This is a genomic window from Christiangramia fulva (genome assembly GCF_003024155.1).
Classification (GTDB): Bacteria; Bacteroidota; Bacteroidia; order Flavobacteriales; family Flavobacteriaceae; genus Christiangramia; species Christiangramia fulva.
In genome coordinates, this window is the sequence record NZ_CP028136.1 from 2,837,564 (window position 1) to 2,854,393 (window position 16,830).

Annotated in this window: 16 protein-coding genes and 1 pseudogene; 2 read left to right on the plus strand and 15 right to left on the minus strand. The window is 35.4% G+C overall.

Features of this window, described 5'->3' with window-relative positions:
* Positions 1 to 153: 153 nt before the first annotated feature.
* From C7S20_RS12585 to C7S20_RS12605, 5 genes are all read right to left on the minus strand, one after another.
* Positions 154 to 597 (minus strand): hypothetical protein, encoded by a 444-nt coding sequence (locus C7S20_RS12585; protein ID WP_107012796.1) that lies wholly within the window; start codon positions 595 to 597, stop codon positions 154 to 156.
* Between the two features lie 677 nt (positions 598 to 1,274).
* Positions 1,275 to 2,138, minus strand: coding sequence for a GIY-YIG nuclease family protein (locus tag C7S20_RS12590; RefSeq protein WP_107012797.1), 864 nt, complete (start codon positions 2,136 to 2,138; stop codon positions 1,275 to 1,277).
* Positions 2,139 to 2,840: 702 nt separating this feature from the next.
* Positions 2,841 to 3,551 (minus strand): GNAT family N-acetyltransferase, encoded by a 711-nt coding sequence (locus C7S20_RS12595; protein ID WP_159039926.1) that lies wholly within the window; start codon positions 3,549 to 3,551, stop codon positions 2,841 to 2,843.
* Positions 3,552 to 3,716: 165 nt separating this feature from the next.
* Positions 3,717 to 3,953 carry a hypothetical protein gene (locus C7S20_RS12600; protein WP_107012799.1) on the minus strand — a complete coding sequence of 79 codons (237 nt, stop codon included), beginning with the start codon at positions 3,951 to 3,953 and terminating at the stop codon, positions 3,717 to 3,719.
* A gap of 22 nt (positions 3,954 to 3,975) precedes the next feature.
* Positions 3,976 to 4,419: a hypothetical protein gene (locus C7S20_RS12605; RefSeq protein ID WP_107012800.1), complete on the minus strand. Its 444-nt coding sequence runs from the start codon at positions 4,417 to 4,419 to the stop codon at positions 3,976 to 3,978.
* A gap of 279 nt (positions 4,420 to 4,698) precedes the next feature.
* On the opposite strand from C7S20_RS12605, the gene C7S20_RS12610 reads away from it, so the two are divergent.
* Entirely contained in the window at positions 4,699 to 5,964 is a 1,266-nt protein-coding gene (locus C7S20_RS12610; RefSeq protein WP_107010720.1) for an IS256 family transposase, read from the plus strand.
* A gap of 1,058 nt (positions 5,965 to 7,022) precedes the next feature.
* Here the strand turns inward: C7S20_RS12610 and C7S20_RS12615 are convergent.
* The 8 genes from C7S20_RS12615 to C7S20_RS12655 all read right to left on the minus strand — a co-directional run bounded on the left by C7S20_RS12615 (position 7,023) and on the right by C7S20_RS12655 (position 13,180).
* Positions 7,023 to 8,099, minus strand: a complete 1,077-nt coding sequence (locus C7S20_RS12615) for a hypothetical protein (protein ID WP_107012801.1) — start codon at positions 8,097 to 8,099, stop codon at positions 7,023 to 7,025.
* A complete protein-coding gene (locus tag C7S20_RS12620) occupies positions 8,092 to 8,427 on the minus strand; it encodes a HepT-like ribonuclease domain-containing protein (RefSeq protein ID WP_107012802.1) in 336 nt (111 codons plus the stop codon). The genes C7S20_RS12615 and C7S20_RS12620 overlap by 8 nt, the downstream gene beginning before the upstream one ends.
* Positions 8,396 to 8,731: a nucleotidyltransferase family protein gene (locus tag C7S20_RS12625; protein WP_107012803.1), complete on the minus strand. Its 336-nt coding sequence runs from the start codon at positions 8,729 to 8,731 to the stop codon at positions 8,396 to 8,398. The genes C7S20_RS12620 and C7S20_RS12625 overlap by 32 nt, the downstream gene beginning before the upstream one ends.
* 206 nt (positions 8,732 to 8,937) lie before the next feature.
* Complete coding sequence (locus C7S20_RS12630; protein ID WP_107012804.1) at positions 8,938 to 9,306, minus strand: helix-turn-helix domain-containing protein; 369 nt, start codon at positions 9,304 to 9,306, stop codon at positions 8,938 to 8,940.
* 11 nt (positions 9,307 to 9,317) lie between these two features.
* Positions 9,318 to 9,614, minus strand: a complete 297-nt coding sequence (locus C7S20_RS12635) for a type II toxin-antitoxin system HigB family toxin (protein ID WP_107012805.1) — start codon at positions 9,612 to 9,614, stop codon at positions 9,318 to 9,320.
* A gap of 1,233 nt (positions 9,615 to 10,847) precedes the next feature.
* On the minus strand, positions 10,848 to 11,693 hold the full coding sequence (locus C7S20_RS12645) for a hypothetical protein (protein ID WP_107012807.1): 846 nt from the start codon (positions 11,691 to 11,693) through the stop codon (positions 10,848 to 10,850).
* 176 nt (positions 11,694 to 11,869) lie between these two features.
* Positions 11,870 to 12,484 carry a hypothetical protein gene (locus C7S20_RS12650; RefSeq protein WP_107012808.1) on the minus strand — a complete coding sequence of 205 codons (615 nt, stop codon included), beginning with the start codon at positions 12,482 to 12,484 and terminating at the stop codon, positions 11,870 to 11,872.
* Positions 12,485 to 12,640: 156 nt separating this feature from the next.
* Entirely contained in the window at positions 12,641 to 13,180 is a 540-nt protein-coding gene (locus C7S20_RS12655) for a hypothetical protein (protein ID WP_159039927.1), read from the minus strand.
* 156 nt (positions 13,181 to 13,336) lie between these two features.
* Between C7S20_RS12655 and C7S20_RS12660 the strand changes: the two are divergent.
* Positions 13,337 to 14,268: pseudogene (locus tag C7S20_RS12660) on the plus strand (IS3 family transposase); the annotation flags it as partial.
* Between the two features lie 83 nt (positions 14,269 to 14,351).
* Here the strand turns inward: C7S20_RS12660 and istB are convergent.
* Together istB and istA are read right to left on the minus strand one after the other, a co-directional pair.
* The gene (gene istB, locus C7S20_RS12665) at positions 14,352 to 15,089 is read right to left on the minus strand and encodes an IS21-like element helper ATPase IstB (protein WP_107012810.1); all 738 of its coding nucleotides are present in this window, start codon (positions 15,087 to 15,089) and stop codon (positions 14,352 to 14,354) included.
* Between the two features lie 20 nt (positions 15,090 to 15,109).
* On the minus strand, positions 15,110 to 16,663 hold the full coding sequence (gene istA / locus C7S20_RS12670; protein ID WP_107012811.1) for an IS21 family transposase: 1,554 nt from the start codon (positions 16,661 to 16,663) through the stop codon (positions 15,110 to 15,112).
* Between the last annotated feature and the right edge of the window lie 167 nt (positions 16,664 to 16,830).

A 16,830-nucleotide genomic window follows, 5' to 3' on the forward strand; every position in this document is an offset into this window, starting at 1 on the left:
GGCATTGGCTGCAACGTTCCCGGTTAACGAAAGTGGCGTGTAGGGAAGACTTCACTTTCCGGCGTAACGGGTTTTTTTCTTATGAAAATAAATGTAAAAAATTATCTCTCTAAAAAGCCATTTTTGTTAATCGTTGTTGCCAGTAGTATTTTTTTAATTTTCTTCTACTGATTTTGCCTTTTGGTAAAGAGGTTCAGGAACAGCAGTCTGTAATTTTTCCATTTCATCTTTTATATGAGCACGCAGGATTTTTTCTTCCTCAGGGCTTAAATTATCAAGAATTCCGACTCTGCCGTAAAAACTGATATTTTCATCATCTTTATGAACAAGAACTATTAAAGGATATCCGTTTTGGGCTTCAAACATATCCAGGTTTTCTTCCATTCCGGTTTTTGGAGTCGGTCGATCTAAAAAGTAAGTAAATCTGACATTTTTTACAGTCGGATTGTCCAAAGGATCACTTGTCCGGTAAACAGCAGTTATAATTCCTTGTACTTCATAAAAATCATCTTCATTATAATCCGAATATTGTTTCTCCGATTTACAGGAAGAAAGTCCGAAGATGAAAATTAATGTTATTAAGGAAGCTTTTTTCATATTACTGGCAACGTCTCGTTTAACGCAAGTTGCGGACTTGGAGACTTGAATTTGTCGGTTAAACTTAGTTTTTAAAGGTACTCAAAAATGTCATTTTTAGAAGGTCAGCCGCAATTTGCTCGTTAAACATTGTTGCCCATTGTGCCGCTCGCCCGAGTGAGTCATTTTTTGTTGTCCGTTTTTTCTTTTTGTCTAATTGAAAAACAGATTTTGCTGTACAGGCAAAAATGACATTTTCGTGGTAAATTTTTTTTTCGGCTGAGTGAGCTGGAATCGTTCAATCTGAAATTCAATTTTTCTCAGTTCCAAAAGCAAAAGTCCTTTTTAATCCAGTCGAGTTGAAAATCCGAAAAACATTGTTATAAAATGAGAGTTTTCTTTTTATTCAAAAGTATTTTTTAAAATTCGAATCAATCCGATTTAAAGCAATCTATGAAGTGGCATTTTTCTTAGGTTCCAAAAATCACATTTTAAACGCTCTTTAGTCCGCTTCAATTTTTGTTATTAAATCTGAAATTTTGTTTTTTCCGCGGCATTATGGGCAACGGGTACGTATATTCGTCAGTTGTGGTAGTGAAGATACGGATTTGTCCGATTTAGGTCTTTAGTTCCTGATTTCTATAAGCTTTCTTTTAGTTGAATGGCCGCAATTGCGAATATGCGATGTTGTGCTGCGTTTAGTTGTCTGATTCCACGGCTTTTAAAATTCTACCGTCGTTTAATTTCCATTCGGTTAATCCATTTGCACTTCTTCCCATTACCACGGCGGCAGCCGCAGATGGACTTGAAAACAAATAATCTTCTTTGAAAATGAGTTTATTATTAATCGGAGTTACTATTCCGTCGTCAATCAAACTCTCTCGTACATTAATCCAATTTTTAGGGAATGAATTTGTTACTGAAGTCGCAATCTCTGAATCTTTTAAAACGACAAATCCTTCATTTGTCATTTGTCCTTTTGCATTTGCACCACGAGCAGCATTTATGTAAAATGTACTTTTGATTTGCTCTTCTATAGTTTGATCTTTTCTTAATTCCTCAAATATTTTGAATCCTAAAGCATTGACAAGAAGCTTAATGTTTTCTAGAAATTGTTCCATCTCTGCTTGATCAGACTCTGAAATCGTTGATCTCGGTGGAATATTACCATTTTCTAAATCATACCGATTCACTTTTATGGCAATTTCATGTAATCTACTTTCTAAATATTTAATGTGAGCTTTATTTAAATTTTCATCCTTACTTACAAAAACTAAAGCTTCATTCCAGAAATCTTTTGCCGATAAATGTTGATTTAATCTTTTATAAATTCCTTCTGCTTCACCGATATATGCTAATTCCTTATTTTCTGATTTATCAGATTTTCCGAATAAGATGTAGATTCCTGTGTTTTCTAACTCTGGTCTATCAGACGACTCTTTTATTTTCTTTCTCGGAATTTTTAATGCTTTTCCTGTCCAATTTGATAATTCGCATGTCATTCTTCCATTTGGTTCTCCATCTACCAGGAAGATTTTTATTGTTTTACCAATGTTTTTCATCAATGTATTTTAGTTGTATTTTTCTACTAAATGCTGCACAACGGTTTTGGTTAACGCAAGTGGCGCGGAGTAGGGAGGCGAACTTGTCAGTTTAACGTTTCTAATTGGTCTCTAAAATATCGAATTTTATTGAAATACCCGCTATTTGCGATAACCAGTGTTACCTAGAGTTGCGCCACGTTCGAGTGCACACGAAATGATTGGCCGGCGTTGCGGAAAGGGCAGCTCAAAATCAACAATTTCAGTTCGGATTAAAAATCAGAATATTTTCTTTCCTGGATCTTTCAGCCAGACTTTTTCTGAACTCTCTTTTCAATGGAATTTTGTTGTTCAGTGAAGGTCGAAATGGAGGTTTTTAATCCATTTTTCTAAATCTTGAAAATCTCTGTTTTTAAAGGCTTTTTTGAAAATTCTATTTCAGCAGGATTTTTCAGTTGAACTTTTTTCCGAACATTCAGTTTACCAAAGAGCTTTCAGATTTATCGAATTTCGCCTGACAGGAAAATGAGGACTTTCTGCTCCAGCTTAATCTTTCTGATTTCCAGTCGGCGCAATTCTTGGTAACGGTCCCGGCTATCGCAAGTTGCGGGAGTAAGGACGCGAATTTGTCGGATTGAATATTTTTTTTCTTGGTTTCTAAAATTACACTTTTTCGACAATACCCGTTATTTGCGATGAGCCGTTGTTGTGCTTAGTGTTTTTTTACAAGGTTAATTTTCGGATAATCATAAAACTACCATTTTCTGCTAAATCAATCCGAAATCTTTTAACTTTTCCCGAAACTATTTTTTGTCCGTTTTTGGTCAATTCCACTTGCCAATCACTTGAGACTGGAAAAATAATAGGTTTAGTCAAAGTTTTCTTGTCCTCTATGAAATTCAAATCCCAATTCCATTTTGCTTTTTCTCTGTCCGCTTGATAAGGTTCACAATTCCACAAGCTAATTTTTGTGGCAGTTTCCGCTTTTTCAGTTGGCTTTAAAGTCTCAACGAGAGGTTTATACATACTGATTTTTGAATTATGTGGTAAATCAGGGAAATTTTCAAATCCGATTCTTTTCCAAAATGGCTCTGAATTTTCAGGCGAACAAAATAATTCACAAACTAAGGCTCCTTTTTGTCCAAAGTAGTCTAAGGTGTCATTAATTAGCTTTCTTGCAATTCCTTTTTTTCTTTCAGTTGGTTTGGTTTCCGCAATATCAATTACTGCTTGAAATTCATAAATTCTATAAACTACAAATCCGATTACAAAATCATTCTCAGTTATTACTGCTACATTATTTTTCGCATACTCATTTTCAATTATATTCCAATTGCAATAAAATCCTCTGTTTGTTTCATTCCATTCTTCAATCAGCCAATTTTTTATATGAGCAAGATGTTTTTCGGAAGGATTAAAGTTTGTTTTTAGCACGATTTCAACATTAAGCACAACGGTTACGGCTATCGCAAGTTGCGGGATTTGGGAGGCAGATTTGTCGGTTTAATTCTTTTCTTTCTTAGTTTATAAAATTACACTTGTTTGACAATACCCGTTATTTGCGATGAGCCGATGTTGTGCAAAGTTTAAGCGTGAAAGTTATGCTTTTCGAATATTTTCCAATGGAATATTTTGAAGCTCTTCAACATCTATTTCTTCTGGTAATTCATTTTCCGGGTTTATTGTAACTGTTATGAAAATCGATTCTCCTTTTTCGTAGAAATAATAATCATTTACATCAACATTTATAACTGTACCTATAATGTCATAAGTCTTATCATCACCTTCTATTGTAGCTATTACTCTTTTGTTAATTAAATTATTTAATGCGCTCATTTATATTTTTATTTGTTAGTATTCATCTTTGGCAATTCCATAAACAATCTAAATTATTCAGCAATTTTTGTTCATAAAATTGTCTCAATTCATCTGGTTTTATAGAGTAAAGTTTTATCCCAATTTCTTTTCCAGCTTTCAACTCAATTTTCACTCTATCGAATTGTGCTCCTGTTCTTTTATGTTTTTTAATCAGATGCTGTCTCAATCTATCTTTTATATACTTTGATTTTCTTTGACCGATATATTTTAAAGTCCATTCAACTTCTTCGGAATCTTTTATGAAAATACCATATATATTTGGTTTAGGGAATGAATCATTTATGAGTTTTGAAATAATTGAAAAATCAATTTCTTTATTTTTAGAGACCTGAAGAATATTTTGATTATTATTAAAATAATTTTCAACCTCTTGGTAATTCAGAACATCATTTTCGGGAATAATTAGCTTGCCTATTGTAATCAATTTTTTCTTCTTAAATTTTGCACAACGGTCTCGGTTAACGACAAGTGCCGCGGAATCATAAAAGCGGATTTGTCGGTTTAACGTTTTGGATTGTTATGGAAACTAATTTAGTTCTTTTTTACAAAACCCGGCATTTGCGTTAATCGTTGTTACAAACTGGAGCGACACGTGTGAGTGATCACGAGCGTTCTGGGCTCAGTTTACAATTTTGAATAGGAGAGGGTGTAAAATAAACTCTGTCTGAAGGAAATTTTAAATTAATTTTATTCAGACAGACTTATGACAACAGAAGAACAACAACAATTAGAGAAGAAGGCCCTGGAGCAGTTTATGTCGGGCAAGAGTCTTTTCGGTAAGGGCGGTGCTTTTGCGCCTATGCTTAAGAGTTTTATTGAAAAAGCTCTTGAAGCAGAAATGGATTCACATCTTAATGAACAAGAGCGCTCTAATGGCAATAAGCGCAATGGCAAAGGAAAAAAGAGGATAAAGAGTGGCTATGGATCCTTTGAAATTGATACCCCGCAGGATCGTCAAAGCAGTTTTGAACCCGATCTGGTAAAGAAACGCCAGACTATTTTAGCAGATAATCTCTCTGAGAAGATAATAGGCCTCTACGGCCTTGGAATGAGCTATCGTGACATCTCTTCTCACATTAAGGAAATGTATGACACAGACATCTCCCATACGGTTTTAAGCCAGATTACTGACAGGATCATTCCTGATGTAAAAGCATGGCAGAGCCGTCCCCTGGATTCCCTTTATTGCATTGTATGGCTCGATGCCATGCATTACAAAGTGAAGGTAGATGGAAAGATAGAACACAAGGCCCTCTACAACATTCTAGGCATCAACAAAGAGGGATATAAAGAAGTTCTGGGAATGTATATTTCTGAGAGCGAAGGTGCCAACTTCTGGCTTCAGGTGTTGACAGATTTACAAAACCGTGGGCTGGAAGACATCTTGATTGCCTGTACTGATAATCTCAAAGGTTTTACCAATGCTATTCTCAGTGTGTTTCCAAAGACGCAGGTACAACTTTGTATCGTTCATCAAATAAGAAACTCTCTTAAATATATCGCTTCTAAAGACCAGAAGGAATTTATGAAGGACCTTAAAAAGGTCTATCGCGCTGTAAATAAAGAAGTAGCTGAAGATGAACTGCTGGGCCTGGAAGAAAAATGGGGACAGAAGTATCCCGTAGTAATTGAGAGCTGGCAACGCAACTGGGAAGAACTCTCACAGTATTTTCAGTTCACTGAGCCTATCAGAAAGATCATTTATACCACTAATGCCGTTGAGGGCTTCCATCGCCAGATTCGTAAGGTTACAAAGACCAAGGGAGCCTTCACTAATGATATGTCCCTTCTAAAGCTGGTTTATCTGGCTACCAGGAATATCGAAAAGAAATGGACAGCTCCTCTCCATAATTGGAGTCTTACCATTCAGCAATTTTATATTAAATTTGGTAATAGGATACCATTGACCATAAATATCAGTGCCTCTGGAATTAGTAAAAGAGAAATTGAAAGATCAGACAGAGTTTAATTTACAGACCCGAATAGGAAAAAAATCTTCGTTCTTTTTTCCAATTATTGCGACTGAGTGAAGTCCGTTTGTTCTTTGTTCAAATCTTGTTTTAAAAATCAGCTTTAGCAGTTCAAAATTTCATTAGGAGCGATTTTGAAAAACTTTCTGCTGAAATTCAATTTTCATACTTTTTTAAATCCTTTTAATTCTTTGTTGAAAATTGTCTTTTTAAGCCTTTTATTTTTTCCAGATTTTAATCTGTAGGATTCGGATATTTATTCTTTCCAGGATCTCAAAATCTTTATCTTCTTTACTGGAAAATTTGTCAATTTTAAGCTTTGAAATTCTAAGTTTTCAGTTACCGAAATTATTATTGAAAATTCTAAAAATCGTTCAGGAGCTCTTGTTTGTAACGGTTTTGGTTAACGCAAGTGCGGGAGTAGGGAGGCGAACTTGTCAGTTTAACGTTTTCTAATTGGTCTCTAAAATATCGAATTTTATTGAAATACCCGCTATTTGCGATAACCAGTGTTACCTAGAGTTGCGCCACGTTCGAGTGCACACGAAATGATTGGCCGGCGTTGCGGAAAGGGCAGTTCAAAATCAACAATTTCAGTTCGGATTAAAAATCAGAATATTTTCTTTCCTGGATCTTTCAATTGAACTTTTTTAAGAACGTTCTTTTGAGCGGAATTTTGTTGTTCAGTAAAGGTAGAAATTGGAGGATTTTTAATCCATTTTTTCTAAATCTTGAAAATCTCTGTTTTTAAAGGCTTTTTTTGAAAATTCTATTTCAGCAGGATTTTTCAGTTGAACTTTTTTCCGAACATTAATTTTATCAAAGAGCATTAAGATTTATCGAATTTCGCCTGACAGGAAAATGAGGACTTTCTGCTCCAGCTTAATCTTTCTTTTTTTCCGGTCGGCGCAATTTTTTGTAACGGTTACGGTTATGGACAAGTAGCGGGAATAGGGACGCGGATTTGTCGGCTTAACCTTTTGTTTCTTGGTTTTCTAAATTACACTTTTTCGGCAAAACCCGCTATTTGCTATAACCGATGTTGTGCGTTGTACTTCTAGTTATATTGCATTATTCTTTCAGTATTTTTTTCAAGTTTTGGGTAATAATCCATCATTTCTGAATAAAGTCCCATAAAATCATTCGAAACATTTTTATTCTGTAATTGAATATCGTTGTATATGTAAGTTGCTTTTTTCATTTCAATCATCAAAAGATGTGCTTGTGGAATATCTCTCATAAAGTGAATTAGACCTTTTTTCATTTTTTCCACATAATTTTCAAAGTAAAATTTTAGATCAGATGAACTTGTTGCTTTATTATGAAATTCAATCATTAAATTGTTCATAAATTCTAGAAATTCCTTTTCATTTTGCAGTTCACTTTCTATCAAATGTCCTGCAGTTCTATCCATAGCGTTTTCAACAATAGTCTTTAGCTCAATTTTTCTATCATAGTCAAATGAGAAAGATTTTTCTAAACTTGTTTTATAATTTTGAATATTACCATCATAATAATTTAGTAGAGAAATTATATTTCTAAATTCATCTACTATTTCTTTAGAGTGTCCAAATTCTCCTAAATATGAGTGATAATAATCCTCTTGATCAATTTGATGAACTATTCGTTTTAATTCATTAAGTGTAACCTCGCTTAACAGTGGAAGATTAAACAGGTCAGATTCTATAGCTAAAGCGAAGGTTTTATAATTTTCAATCTGAATCTTTAAATTTTGAAGTATAATCCTTAATAATGATTGAAGATATTTAATTTTTTCCTGTTGAAATTGGATCCTTTTTTCTTCTTCTTTTTTCTTATCGTGTTTAAATGTTCTATAGAGAGCCCAAACTGTAACGCCTGACCCTATTCCAGCACCTAAAATTGTATTTCCCAAATTGAAATACCATTCACTATTTGCAGTTTTCTCTGCTGCTTGAGCAATTATTTCAGGTATTATCATTCTTATTTGTTCAAATTTGTATAACGCACAACGGTTTTGGTTAACGCAAGTGCGGGAGTAGGGAGGCGAACTTGTCAGTTTAACGTTTTCTAATTGGACTCTAAAATATCGAATTTTATTGAAATACCCGCTATTTGCGATAACCGGTGTTGGCAACTGGCCCTTCTCAATCATTCGATAAAATCTGAATCTCTTTTTTAAATTCTAACAAATGTCTTTTTACAATCACCCAAACAATTGCATTATCAATACTGTCATAGGCGTGAACTAGTCGATTTCTAAATCCAATAATCTGTTTATCATTTTGGATTGATAAATTCGATTCTATTTGTTTCAATTTATTTAGAGCTTCTCCAATTATTGCTAATTGTCTTTCGACCGCACTTTGGGTTTTTAAGTCGTTTTGATATAGATTAAAATCAGGAGTGTCTGCTATAAAATTTTCAATTAAGTCGATTGCTATAAGTATATCAGATAGATACTTCTTGCCTTTCTCCGTCATAAATCAAAATTTTAGTAGCGTCAATATTTTTTTTCAAGATTGGATTCCTAAGCGAAGACTGTGTCAACAAATCAACTTTACTTTGGAAGAACTCTTCAAATTTGTCCCAGATAGCTAGAAGTTTTTCTCCTCTTTCTAAAGGATCATTTTCTTCTATTTCGATCAGTAAATCTATATCGCTGGAATTTTCATCAAATTGGTCTGTTGTAGAAGAACCAAAAGCATAAAGATTTTTCACATTATATAATTTACATAATGAGGTGAAATCAACCAATTTAGCCTGTATGCTATCTTTAATTTTCATAAAGCTAATATAATCAATTTCTTTTTGAGTGAAATTATTCTTGTTGGAGTTGAAATCGGCTTGTTGCCAACGGTCTTGTGTAACGACAAGTGGCGCGGAGTAGGGAGTGGATTTGTCGGCTTAGTTGTTTCTAATTGGTCTCTAAATTATCGAATTTTAGCCAAATACCCGCCATTTGCGTTACACGGTGTTGTGTGCTGTTTTTTTTACTTCGATAACTGGTAATTAGTTACCAATACAGAAGCAGAAATATGTAGAATTCTTTCCAATTCTCTAATCATATCTACAGTTAATCTTTTCTTTTTATTCAGGATTTCTGAAACTCTACTTTTTCCACCAATTACTCCAACTAAATCTTTTTGTTTAAGATTCATTTCTTCCATCCTGATCTTTATTGCTTCAATCGGATCTGGAGCTTCAATTGGATAATATTCATTTTCGTAGTTATCAATTAGCATTGAAAGAATTTCTGCTTCGTCTCCTTCTGGTGAGTTAGCTGGAGCATCAAATATTACCTCAAGCCTTTCTAAAGCTTTCTCGTAATCTTGTTCGTTTTTTAAAGGTTTTATATTCATAACTCTCGTTTTTAAATTGTGTCAGCATCTATTTTATCATATTCTGCGTGTGTTCCAACAAATCTTATAAACGCCCATTGTCTGTCGTAATTAAATTTTACGATTAATCTATATGAGTTTCCTTTAATGTTGAAAACGACTCTGCTATCTTTTAAAATGCTGGCATTTATATAAGTTTTCTTAATATCATTCGGAGAATTCCAATCGGAAGTTTTAGCTGTTTCGTACCAGGTTTTTAAATACTGTTCTGAATCAGAATGCTTTTCCCAGAATTCTCTTAATGTCTTTTTTGAAACTATTCTTTTCATTCTAGTAAATCTAGAACAAAGATAATTAAAGTTCTCTATTTTAGAACTTTTGAATAGAAAACTTTATGAAAAAAATTGCATCACAACGGTTTTGGTTAACGCAAGTGCGGGAGTAGGGAGGCGAACTTGTCAGTTTAACGTTTTCTAATTGGTCTCTAAAATATCGAATTTTATTGAAATACCCGCTATTTGCGATAACCAGTGTTACCTAGAGTTGCGCCACGTTCGAGTGCACACGAAATGATTGGCCGGCGTTGCGGAAAGGGCAGCTCAAAATCTACAATTTCAGTTCGGATTAAAAATCAGAATATTTTCTTTCCTGGATCTTTCAGCCAGCCTTTTTTTGAACTCTCTTTTCAATGGAATTTTGTTGTTCAGTAAGGGGCGAAATTGGAGGTTTTTAATCCATTTTTCTAAATCTTGAAAATCCCTGTTTTTAAAGGCTTTTTTGAAAATTCTATTTCAGCAGGGTTTTTCAGTTGAACTTTTTTCCGAACATTCAGTTTACCAAAGAGCTTTCAGATTTATCGAATTTCGCCTGACAGGAAAATTAAAACTTTCTGCTCCAGCTTAATCTTTCTGATTTCCAGTCGGCGCAATTCTTGGTAACGGTTTTGGTTAACGCAAGTGCGGGAGTAGGGAGGCGAACTTGTCAGTTTAACGTTTTCTAATTGGTCTCTAAAATATCGAATTTTATCGAGATACCCGCTATTTGCGATAACCGGTGTTACATAAAGTTGCGCCACGTTGTGATATTCACGAGAGATTTGCCAGTGTTGCGGAAAGGGCAGTTCAAAATCAACAATTTCAGTTCGGATTAAAAATCAGAATATTTTCTTTCCTGGATCTTTCTGGCAGACCTTTTCAGATTTTCTTTTTGACGAAATCTCCTTGTTCAATTGGATCGAAATTCGAGTTTTTTTTGATCTTTTATCAGATCCGGAATCTTTGTTTTAGAAGACTTTTTAAATCATTCAATTTCAGTAGAATTTTTCAGTTGGAGTTTTTTCCGAACATTCAGTTTACCAAAGAGCTTTCAGATTTATCGAATTTCACCTGACAGGAAAATTAAAACTTTCTGCTCCAGCTTAATCTTTCTGATTTCCAGTCGGCGCAATTCTTGGTAACGGTTTGCGCATAACGACAAGTGGCGCGGAGTTATGAATGCGGATTTGTCGGCTTAACGCTTTGTTTTGTTATGGAAACTAAGTTAGTTCTTTTCTGGAAAACCCGTCATTTGCGATATGCGCTGTTGTGCGGTCGTATTTTTATTGCCTTATCAAATAGAGCAGTTTTTTTAACCATTTTTGGTTTTTTGAAGCCGTCTCCTTCTAATTCTACAAAGCCAAAATATTCTAAAAACCGTTCAAAAGTTCTTACAGTATATGCATTTTCCGGATTGTCTGGAAAACCATCGTTTTGATCTTTATTAAAATCAAAAGCTTTTAAATATTTCTGGGCATAAAAGTTTGGTGATTTTTTAGCTTTACCATATTTGTTTAGTAAAACGAAACTGAATCCAAATCCCAGTTGTCCAATTTCTTCATTTTCATATAAGTCAAAATATGCCCAGTTAAATTTTAATGTGAAAATCTCCAAAATATGTTTAAAAAGTAAATGATCACTTTTTATAATTTCTTCTCCTTTTTGGGTTCTGCTGAGTTTATTATTTCTTTTCTTAACCAGTTGAGAAAGTTCTATTATTATCCTTGTAAGTGTAAGTACGTTTACATTTTCCTCTTTGTAAAGTTTAGAAATACCTAATTCAATAAAATCATCTTTGAGATATCCTTCATTATATAATTTTTGAACTGTTTTTGTCGATAGAAAGCCTTTTTTTGTCAATTGAAGTTCTCCCTCATCTTTTATAATTTGATAAAGGAACTTAATTTGATTTAATAACGGAATTTGATCATAATCTTTCTCCGACATTTTTCTAATTTGAATAGGGCTATCAGAGCAAAAGGGATCATAAAGAATAACTTGCATTTCTACCGGAGAATATCCTTCAAAATCAGCAATTGATTGATGATTCCTCTGCTCAATTATTCCTTTGACATATTTTTCGATTTCATCCATATGTAATATTACGAAATCCTGGTAAAATATGCCGCACAACGGTCTCGTGTAACGACAAGTGGTGCGGAGTAGGGGACGCGGATTTGTCGGCTTACTGTTTTGTTTGTTATGGAAACTAATTTAGTTCTTTTCTGGGAAACCCGCCATTTGCGTTACACGTTGTTGGCCACTTTAAATCACGTCATCCAACTATTAATGAAAAGGAAATCATCAATTTCACCTTTTAACCAACTAAAAGTGAAGTAATGTAAAGGATTTATAAAATATAGAAAATCTCTTATTATTTCTGTGGATTCTTTATTCTCCAAAAGTTCATATTTAGAATAGTACTCTATGAAGCTTTTGTCATAATGAGCAGAAAATTCGTTTCTAATTCTAGGCATTAATTTATCATACTGATAATCTTCTTTAAATTCCGCAAGCTCTCTATTAAGCATATCGAAAAATCCTCTGTATCTTTCTCGATCTTCTTTTTTAATTAATTTGAAAACTTCACCTTTATATTTATAGTATGTATTAATTGTTTCATATACAATCAGATATGCAAACTTAATATTATATGTTCTTTCCCAATTTGTTTTTGATCGTTTCAAGTTCCGATATGTGCATAATAAATCAATGTAACTAGATGTTACAAAACAATAAAATTCTATCTTGATTTTATCATAACCATTTTCGAGCAAAACTGGTTTTAAATACTCATCGTCATAATTTTTTAAAGTATTAAATCCCCATTTTAATTCTTCTTCATAATTTTTTATTCTTTGATCTATTTCTTTGAAAGTGAACATCTCAAATGATTTATTGTGGCCAACGGTTACGGTTAACGCCAGTGTGCGGAATATAGCACGCGGAGTTGTCGGCTTATTATTTTGTTGTTTGGGGTTCTAAGTTATCGATTTTGTTGGAATACCGCGTATTGGCCGTTAACCGATGTTGTGCATTGTTTATTCCTCGAATGCATTATGGTAACTATCATACACTGGAAGCATTTTAATGTTTTCACTGTTCTCAATGATATTTTCTAAAAATGTTTGACAATTTTCCCAGAAGAAGTCTGCTATTTCTGAATTGATTAATTCTGTTGTCATAGACTGAATAAAATTTACTTTTTCAATCAGTTTCTTCTCCAATAAGTAGTTATATATTAATTCATAGTTCCCAAAGTGTCTCATTTTTAATTTACCATCTTCTTCTTTTACAGAGAATTTTATTGGCTTACTATGAGTTAACATATTTCTAAAGTAGAAAAGCATTACGATACATTTCCAATTATCTGAATCCGTTAAACTTTTTAAACTCACATTAAATACAAGTTTGAAAAAGTCATTTAAATCCGTCCAAGATGATTTATCGAGTTTTTTGTCGAAGAAGTTATAAATTCTACCATCTAAATCTGAATCATCCATTACAAGACCAGCTTCTTGTTTTATTGCTTCATAAATAAATCCTTCAATAATTAGAGCAGAATGAATCACTATTGACATATTTATAGCTTGTTTGAGATTCACTTCATCTCTTATGATTCTATGGAAATTTATTAATGAAGGAAATAACCACCAGGCATAAGTTTCTGCGGATTCTGTAAGCTTCCCTTAAAACCGAACTGTTTAAAAGTAGAATAATTCTTAATTTTAAACAGTATGAAAAAAAGTAAATTTTCCCCTCAAAAGATCTCTAAGATTCTCAAAGAATTCGATAACGGTAAAACCGCTGCTGAGATCAGCCGTGAATACGGAATCAGCACAGCTGCTTTTTACAAGTGGCGTGAGCGTTATAGTGGTATGAACGGTAAAGAACTAAAGCGCCTAAAGGAACTCGAAGAAGAGAACCGACGGCTCAAGCAAATGTATGCTACCCTTTCTCTGGATCATGAGATGGCCAAAGAGATCATCGAAAAAAAGCTCTAAAGCCTTGCCGTAAGAGAACTATAGCTAAAGAACTTGCTCATTACGGTATAAGCAGGGCGTGCCGTGTTTTAAAGATGAGCAAGAGTGTGTTTTATTATATTCCGCTGCCTAAAGATGATAAGCCTATAGAAGAAGCCTTACAGGAAAAGGCAGAGAAATATAGTGAGGAAGGCTTCTGGATGGCCTATGATCGATTGCGTAAAGAAGGGAAGCCATGGAATCATAAAAGAGTGTATCGTGTATATAAGAACCTTGGTTTAAGCCTAAGGCGTAAAGTAAAAAAAAGACTACCAGCAAGAGTAAAAGAACCCCTAGAAGTGCCAGAGATGCTCAATCATACCTGGAGCATGGATTTTGTAACAGATGTCCTGGATAATAAAAGAAGGTTTAGAGCCTTTACCATTATTGATGATTACAACCGGGAAGCACTTCATATAGAAGTTGATTTTTCCTTGCCTAGTAATAGAGTAATTTGGGTGTTAAACCATTTAATTAACCGAAGAACCAAACCTCAGAAGATAAGAATGGATAATGGTCCTGAATTTATTGCTAAAATAGCTTCAGAATGGAGTCAAATGCATGGAATTGATTTCCAGTATATCCAGCCAGGAAAACCTACACAGAATGCTTTTATTGAACGATTCAATGGAACTTATAGAAGAGGTGGCTATTTCGGAGTGACCGTGCCACCTATTTCGGTTCAAACAGTGCCACTTTAAAAGATACTGCAATTATATAAAAATTTAATCTACTCGTTTTTTAAAACACCTTTCCTCAACGACTCACCTTTGAGATCTATGCGGTGTGAGGAGTTGACGATCCGGTCTAAAATAGCATCTGCAATAGTGCCTTCTCCAATAATGTCGTACCAGGCGGAGACGGGGATTTGGGATGAGAGGATGGTTGAACTTTTATTGTATCGATCATCAATGATATCCATGAGAGTTTCCCTGGCGTGATTATCAAAGGCCTGCAGACCAAAATCATCAAGAATAAGAAGATCTGCCTTGAGGAGTTTTTTCAGCTCCTTAAGGTAAGTACCATCCATTTTGCTGAGCTTAAGCTTTTTGAACAGACGTGCAGTGTTGGAGTAAATAGTTCTGTGCCCCATTATACAAGCTTCATGACCTAAAGCCTGAGCCAGGTAACTTTTCCCTACTCCAGAAGCGCCGGTAAGGATAATGTTTTCCTTTCGGTTCATAAAGTCAAGGGTTCCAAGACGGGTAAACATGTTCTTATCCAGGTTTCGGTTTTGGGTGTAATTCACATCTGTAAGGTTTGCTTTTTGCCTGAAGTTAGCCTGGCTCAGCAGCCGGTCGATCTTTCTGTTCTGACGATGATCCCACTCATGATCTGTCAAGAGAGCCAGGTATTCATCGGCAGTGAGAGACTCCAGGCGGTTATCCTTGATGTGCTGAAGGTGCAGGGAGGCCATAGCACCCAGGCGCATTTGTTTTAATTTTTCGATAGTCTGATTGTTGTTCATGATATTGATTTAAAGATTCTTTACTGATAGGCTGAGGCGCCTCTTATATTCTGGTGTACCGGGATATGGGTTTGATTTTCTTCCAGGTCCTGATGGAACAGGGAGTTTTTGTCCATGTTATTCTCCAGGATGTTCTTGATCCGCTTATAGGATGATGTATCTGCTGCCAGAGCCCTCTTACAGGCGCTGTCTAATCTTTTAGATCCATAAGCTTTGTGGAGCTGGATCAGCCCCATAGCGCGCTTATATCCTATTTCCGGATATTCGGTAGCTGCCAGTATTTTTTTTACACAACTCAGCACATGAGCTCCATGAGGAGCAGCTTTGTTTTCGAAGAACTCCGGGCTCCAGTCAGTATATCCTTTATGGGTGCTGCTCAGATGTTCTTTATTGGTAATGTAGGTGCCTTTTGCCGGATTCCGCTTGTGAAGGGCTATCCGCTGATGATTGTAATACACCTCTACTGTAGTTCTTGTGTAATGGATCAAGGTTCTTTTTCCGATATAGCGGTAAGGAACACTGTAGTAACTTTTATCCGGAGAGAAGTACACGTATCCCATCTTCTGGACTTTGGCTCTTTTGTAGTCCTTCATTTCGTATGGCTGTGACGGCAGAGGCTTTAGATACTCCCGTTCCACGGATTGAAAAAGTTCTCTGCGGCTGGCTTCCTTTCGCTGGAACAAAAGCGTGTTGTAGTTCACAAGCAAGCGCTTTATCTCTCGGTTTAGTTCTTCCAGGGAGAAGAAGGTCATCTCACGCATCGGATAGTAGATCCGCTGGTAAACCAGGTGTACAGCATTTTCCACCAGGGCCTTATCCTGAGGTGCATAACTACGGGTAGGATTGATGACACAGTTGTAATGCCTTGCAAAGTCTTTAAAGCTGCGGTTTATTTCTGGTTCGTATTTACTGGCTCTTGTTACTGCAGATTTTAAATTATCCGAGACGATAGCCTGGGGAACTCCACCGTAAAAGCGAAGAGCATTGGCGCAGCAGGAGATAAGATCTTCTCGTTTCTGACTCTCACAAGCCTCCACATAGGTATACTGGCTATTAGGCAATATAGCTACAAAGACCTCCATTGGTACTAACTCTCCGGTTTCCTTGTTAACCACATGAAGCTTTTTGCCTGTAAAGTCGATGAACATCTCTTTCCCGGCCTCGTGCTCCAGTTTCATAGATCCTTTGATCTTGGAGTACTTCCTGCGGTAATGCTCCATGAATTGGGTGTAGCTATAGGGTTCTCTGGCCCTTTGGGCATACTCCTGATAGTGATGGAGAAAGGTAAACCCAGGATGATTCCGGGCCTTATTGACCCCCTCAAAATATACCATCAGCTCATCGTAACGCTGGTTGTCGATGGTGGAATGAGAGGGAAAGAGTTCTTTCAGAGCGGGATCATCAAAGCGCAGGAGCTCTTCATAGCTGTAGTCACATGCCTTGAAGAGCTTCATGTAGGAGTTCACCGTATTGCGGGAGATGCCAAGAGTAATCCCTATTTTACGGTTGCTATACCCGTCAAGATGTAAAGTAATAATTTGTTTCAGGTCCATAGGATCAAGTGTATTGGCCATATCTTCTCACATTTTGCGACAAGATAGGAGTTACTTGATCTTTCAAAGTGGCACAAAACGAACCGAAACGGGTGGCACAATTTGAACCGTTACAGATTTAATCCACACCGGAAGTGGCACAAATCAAACCGAAATACCTGGCACTAACCGACCGAAATGACTGGCAC

Excerpts from the sequence above, each read along its gene's own strand:
- C7S20_RS12585 (WP_107012796.1), bottom strand. The coding sequence starts at position 597 with ATGAAAAAAGCTTCCTTAATAACATTAATTTTCATCTTCGGACTTTCT.
- C7S20_RS12590 (WP_107012797.1), bottom strand. The coding sequence starts at position 2,138 with ATGAAAAACATTGGTAAAACAATAAAAATCTTCCTGGTAGATGGAGAA.
- C7S20_RS12600 (WP_107012799.1), bottom strand. The coding sequence starts at position 3,953 with ATGAGCGCATTAAATAATTTAATTAACAAAAGAGTAATAGCTACAATA.
- C7S20_RS12610 (WP_107010720.1), top strand. The coding sequence starts at position 4,699 with ATGACAACAGAAGAACAACAACAATTAGAGAAGAAGGCCCTGGAGCAG.
- C7S20_RS12615 (WP_107012801.1), bottom strand. The coding sequence starts at position 8,099 with ATGATTGAGAAGGGCCAGTTGCCAACACCGGTTATCGCAAATAGCGGG.
- C7S20_RS12620 (WP_107012802.1), bottom strand. The coding sequence starts at position 8,427 with ATGACGGAGAAAGGCAAGAAGTATCTATCTGATATACTTATAGCAATC.
- C7S20_RS12625 (WP_107012803.1), bottom strand. The coding sequence starts at position 8,731 with ATGAAAATTAAAGATAGCATACAGGCTAAATTGGTTGATTTCACCTCA.
- C7S20_RS12630 (WP_107012804.1), bottom strand. The coding sequence starts at position 9,306 with ATGAATATAAAACCTTTAAAAAACGAACAAGATTACGAGAAAGCTTTA.
- C7S20_RS12635 (WP_107012805.1), bottom strand. The coding sequence starts at position 9,614 with ATGAAAAGAATAGTTTCAAAAAAGACATTAAGAGAATTCTGGGAAAAG.
- C7S20_RS12645 (WP_107012807.1), bottom strand. The coding sequence starts at position 11,693 with ATGGATGAAATCGAAAAATATGTCAAAGGAATAATTGAGCAGAGGAAT.
- C7S20_RS12650 (WP_107012808.1), bottom strand. The coding sequence starts at position 12,484 with ATGTTCACTTTCAAAGAAATAGATCAAAGAATAAAAAATTATGAAGAA.
- C7S20_RS12655 (WP_159039927.1), bottom strand. The coding sequence starts at position 13,180 with ATGTCAATAGTGATTCATTCTGCTCTAATTATTGAAGGATTTATTTAT.
- istB (WP_107012810.1), bottom strand. The coding sequence starts at position 15,089 with ATGAACAACAATCAGACTATCGAAAAATTAAAACAAATGCGCCTGGGT.
- istA (WP_107012811.1), bottom strand. The coding sequence starts at position 16,663 with ATGGCCAATACACTTGATCCTATGGACCTGAAACAAATTATTACTTTA.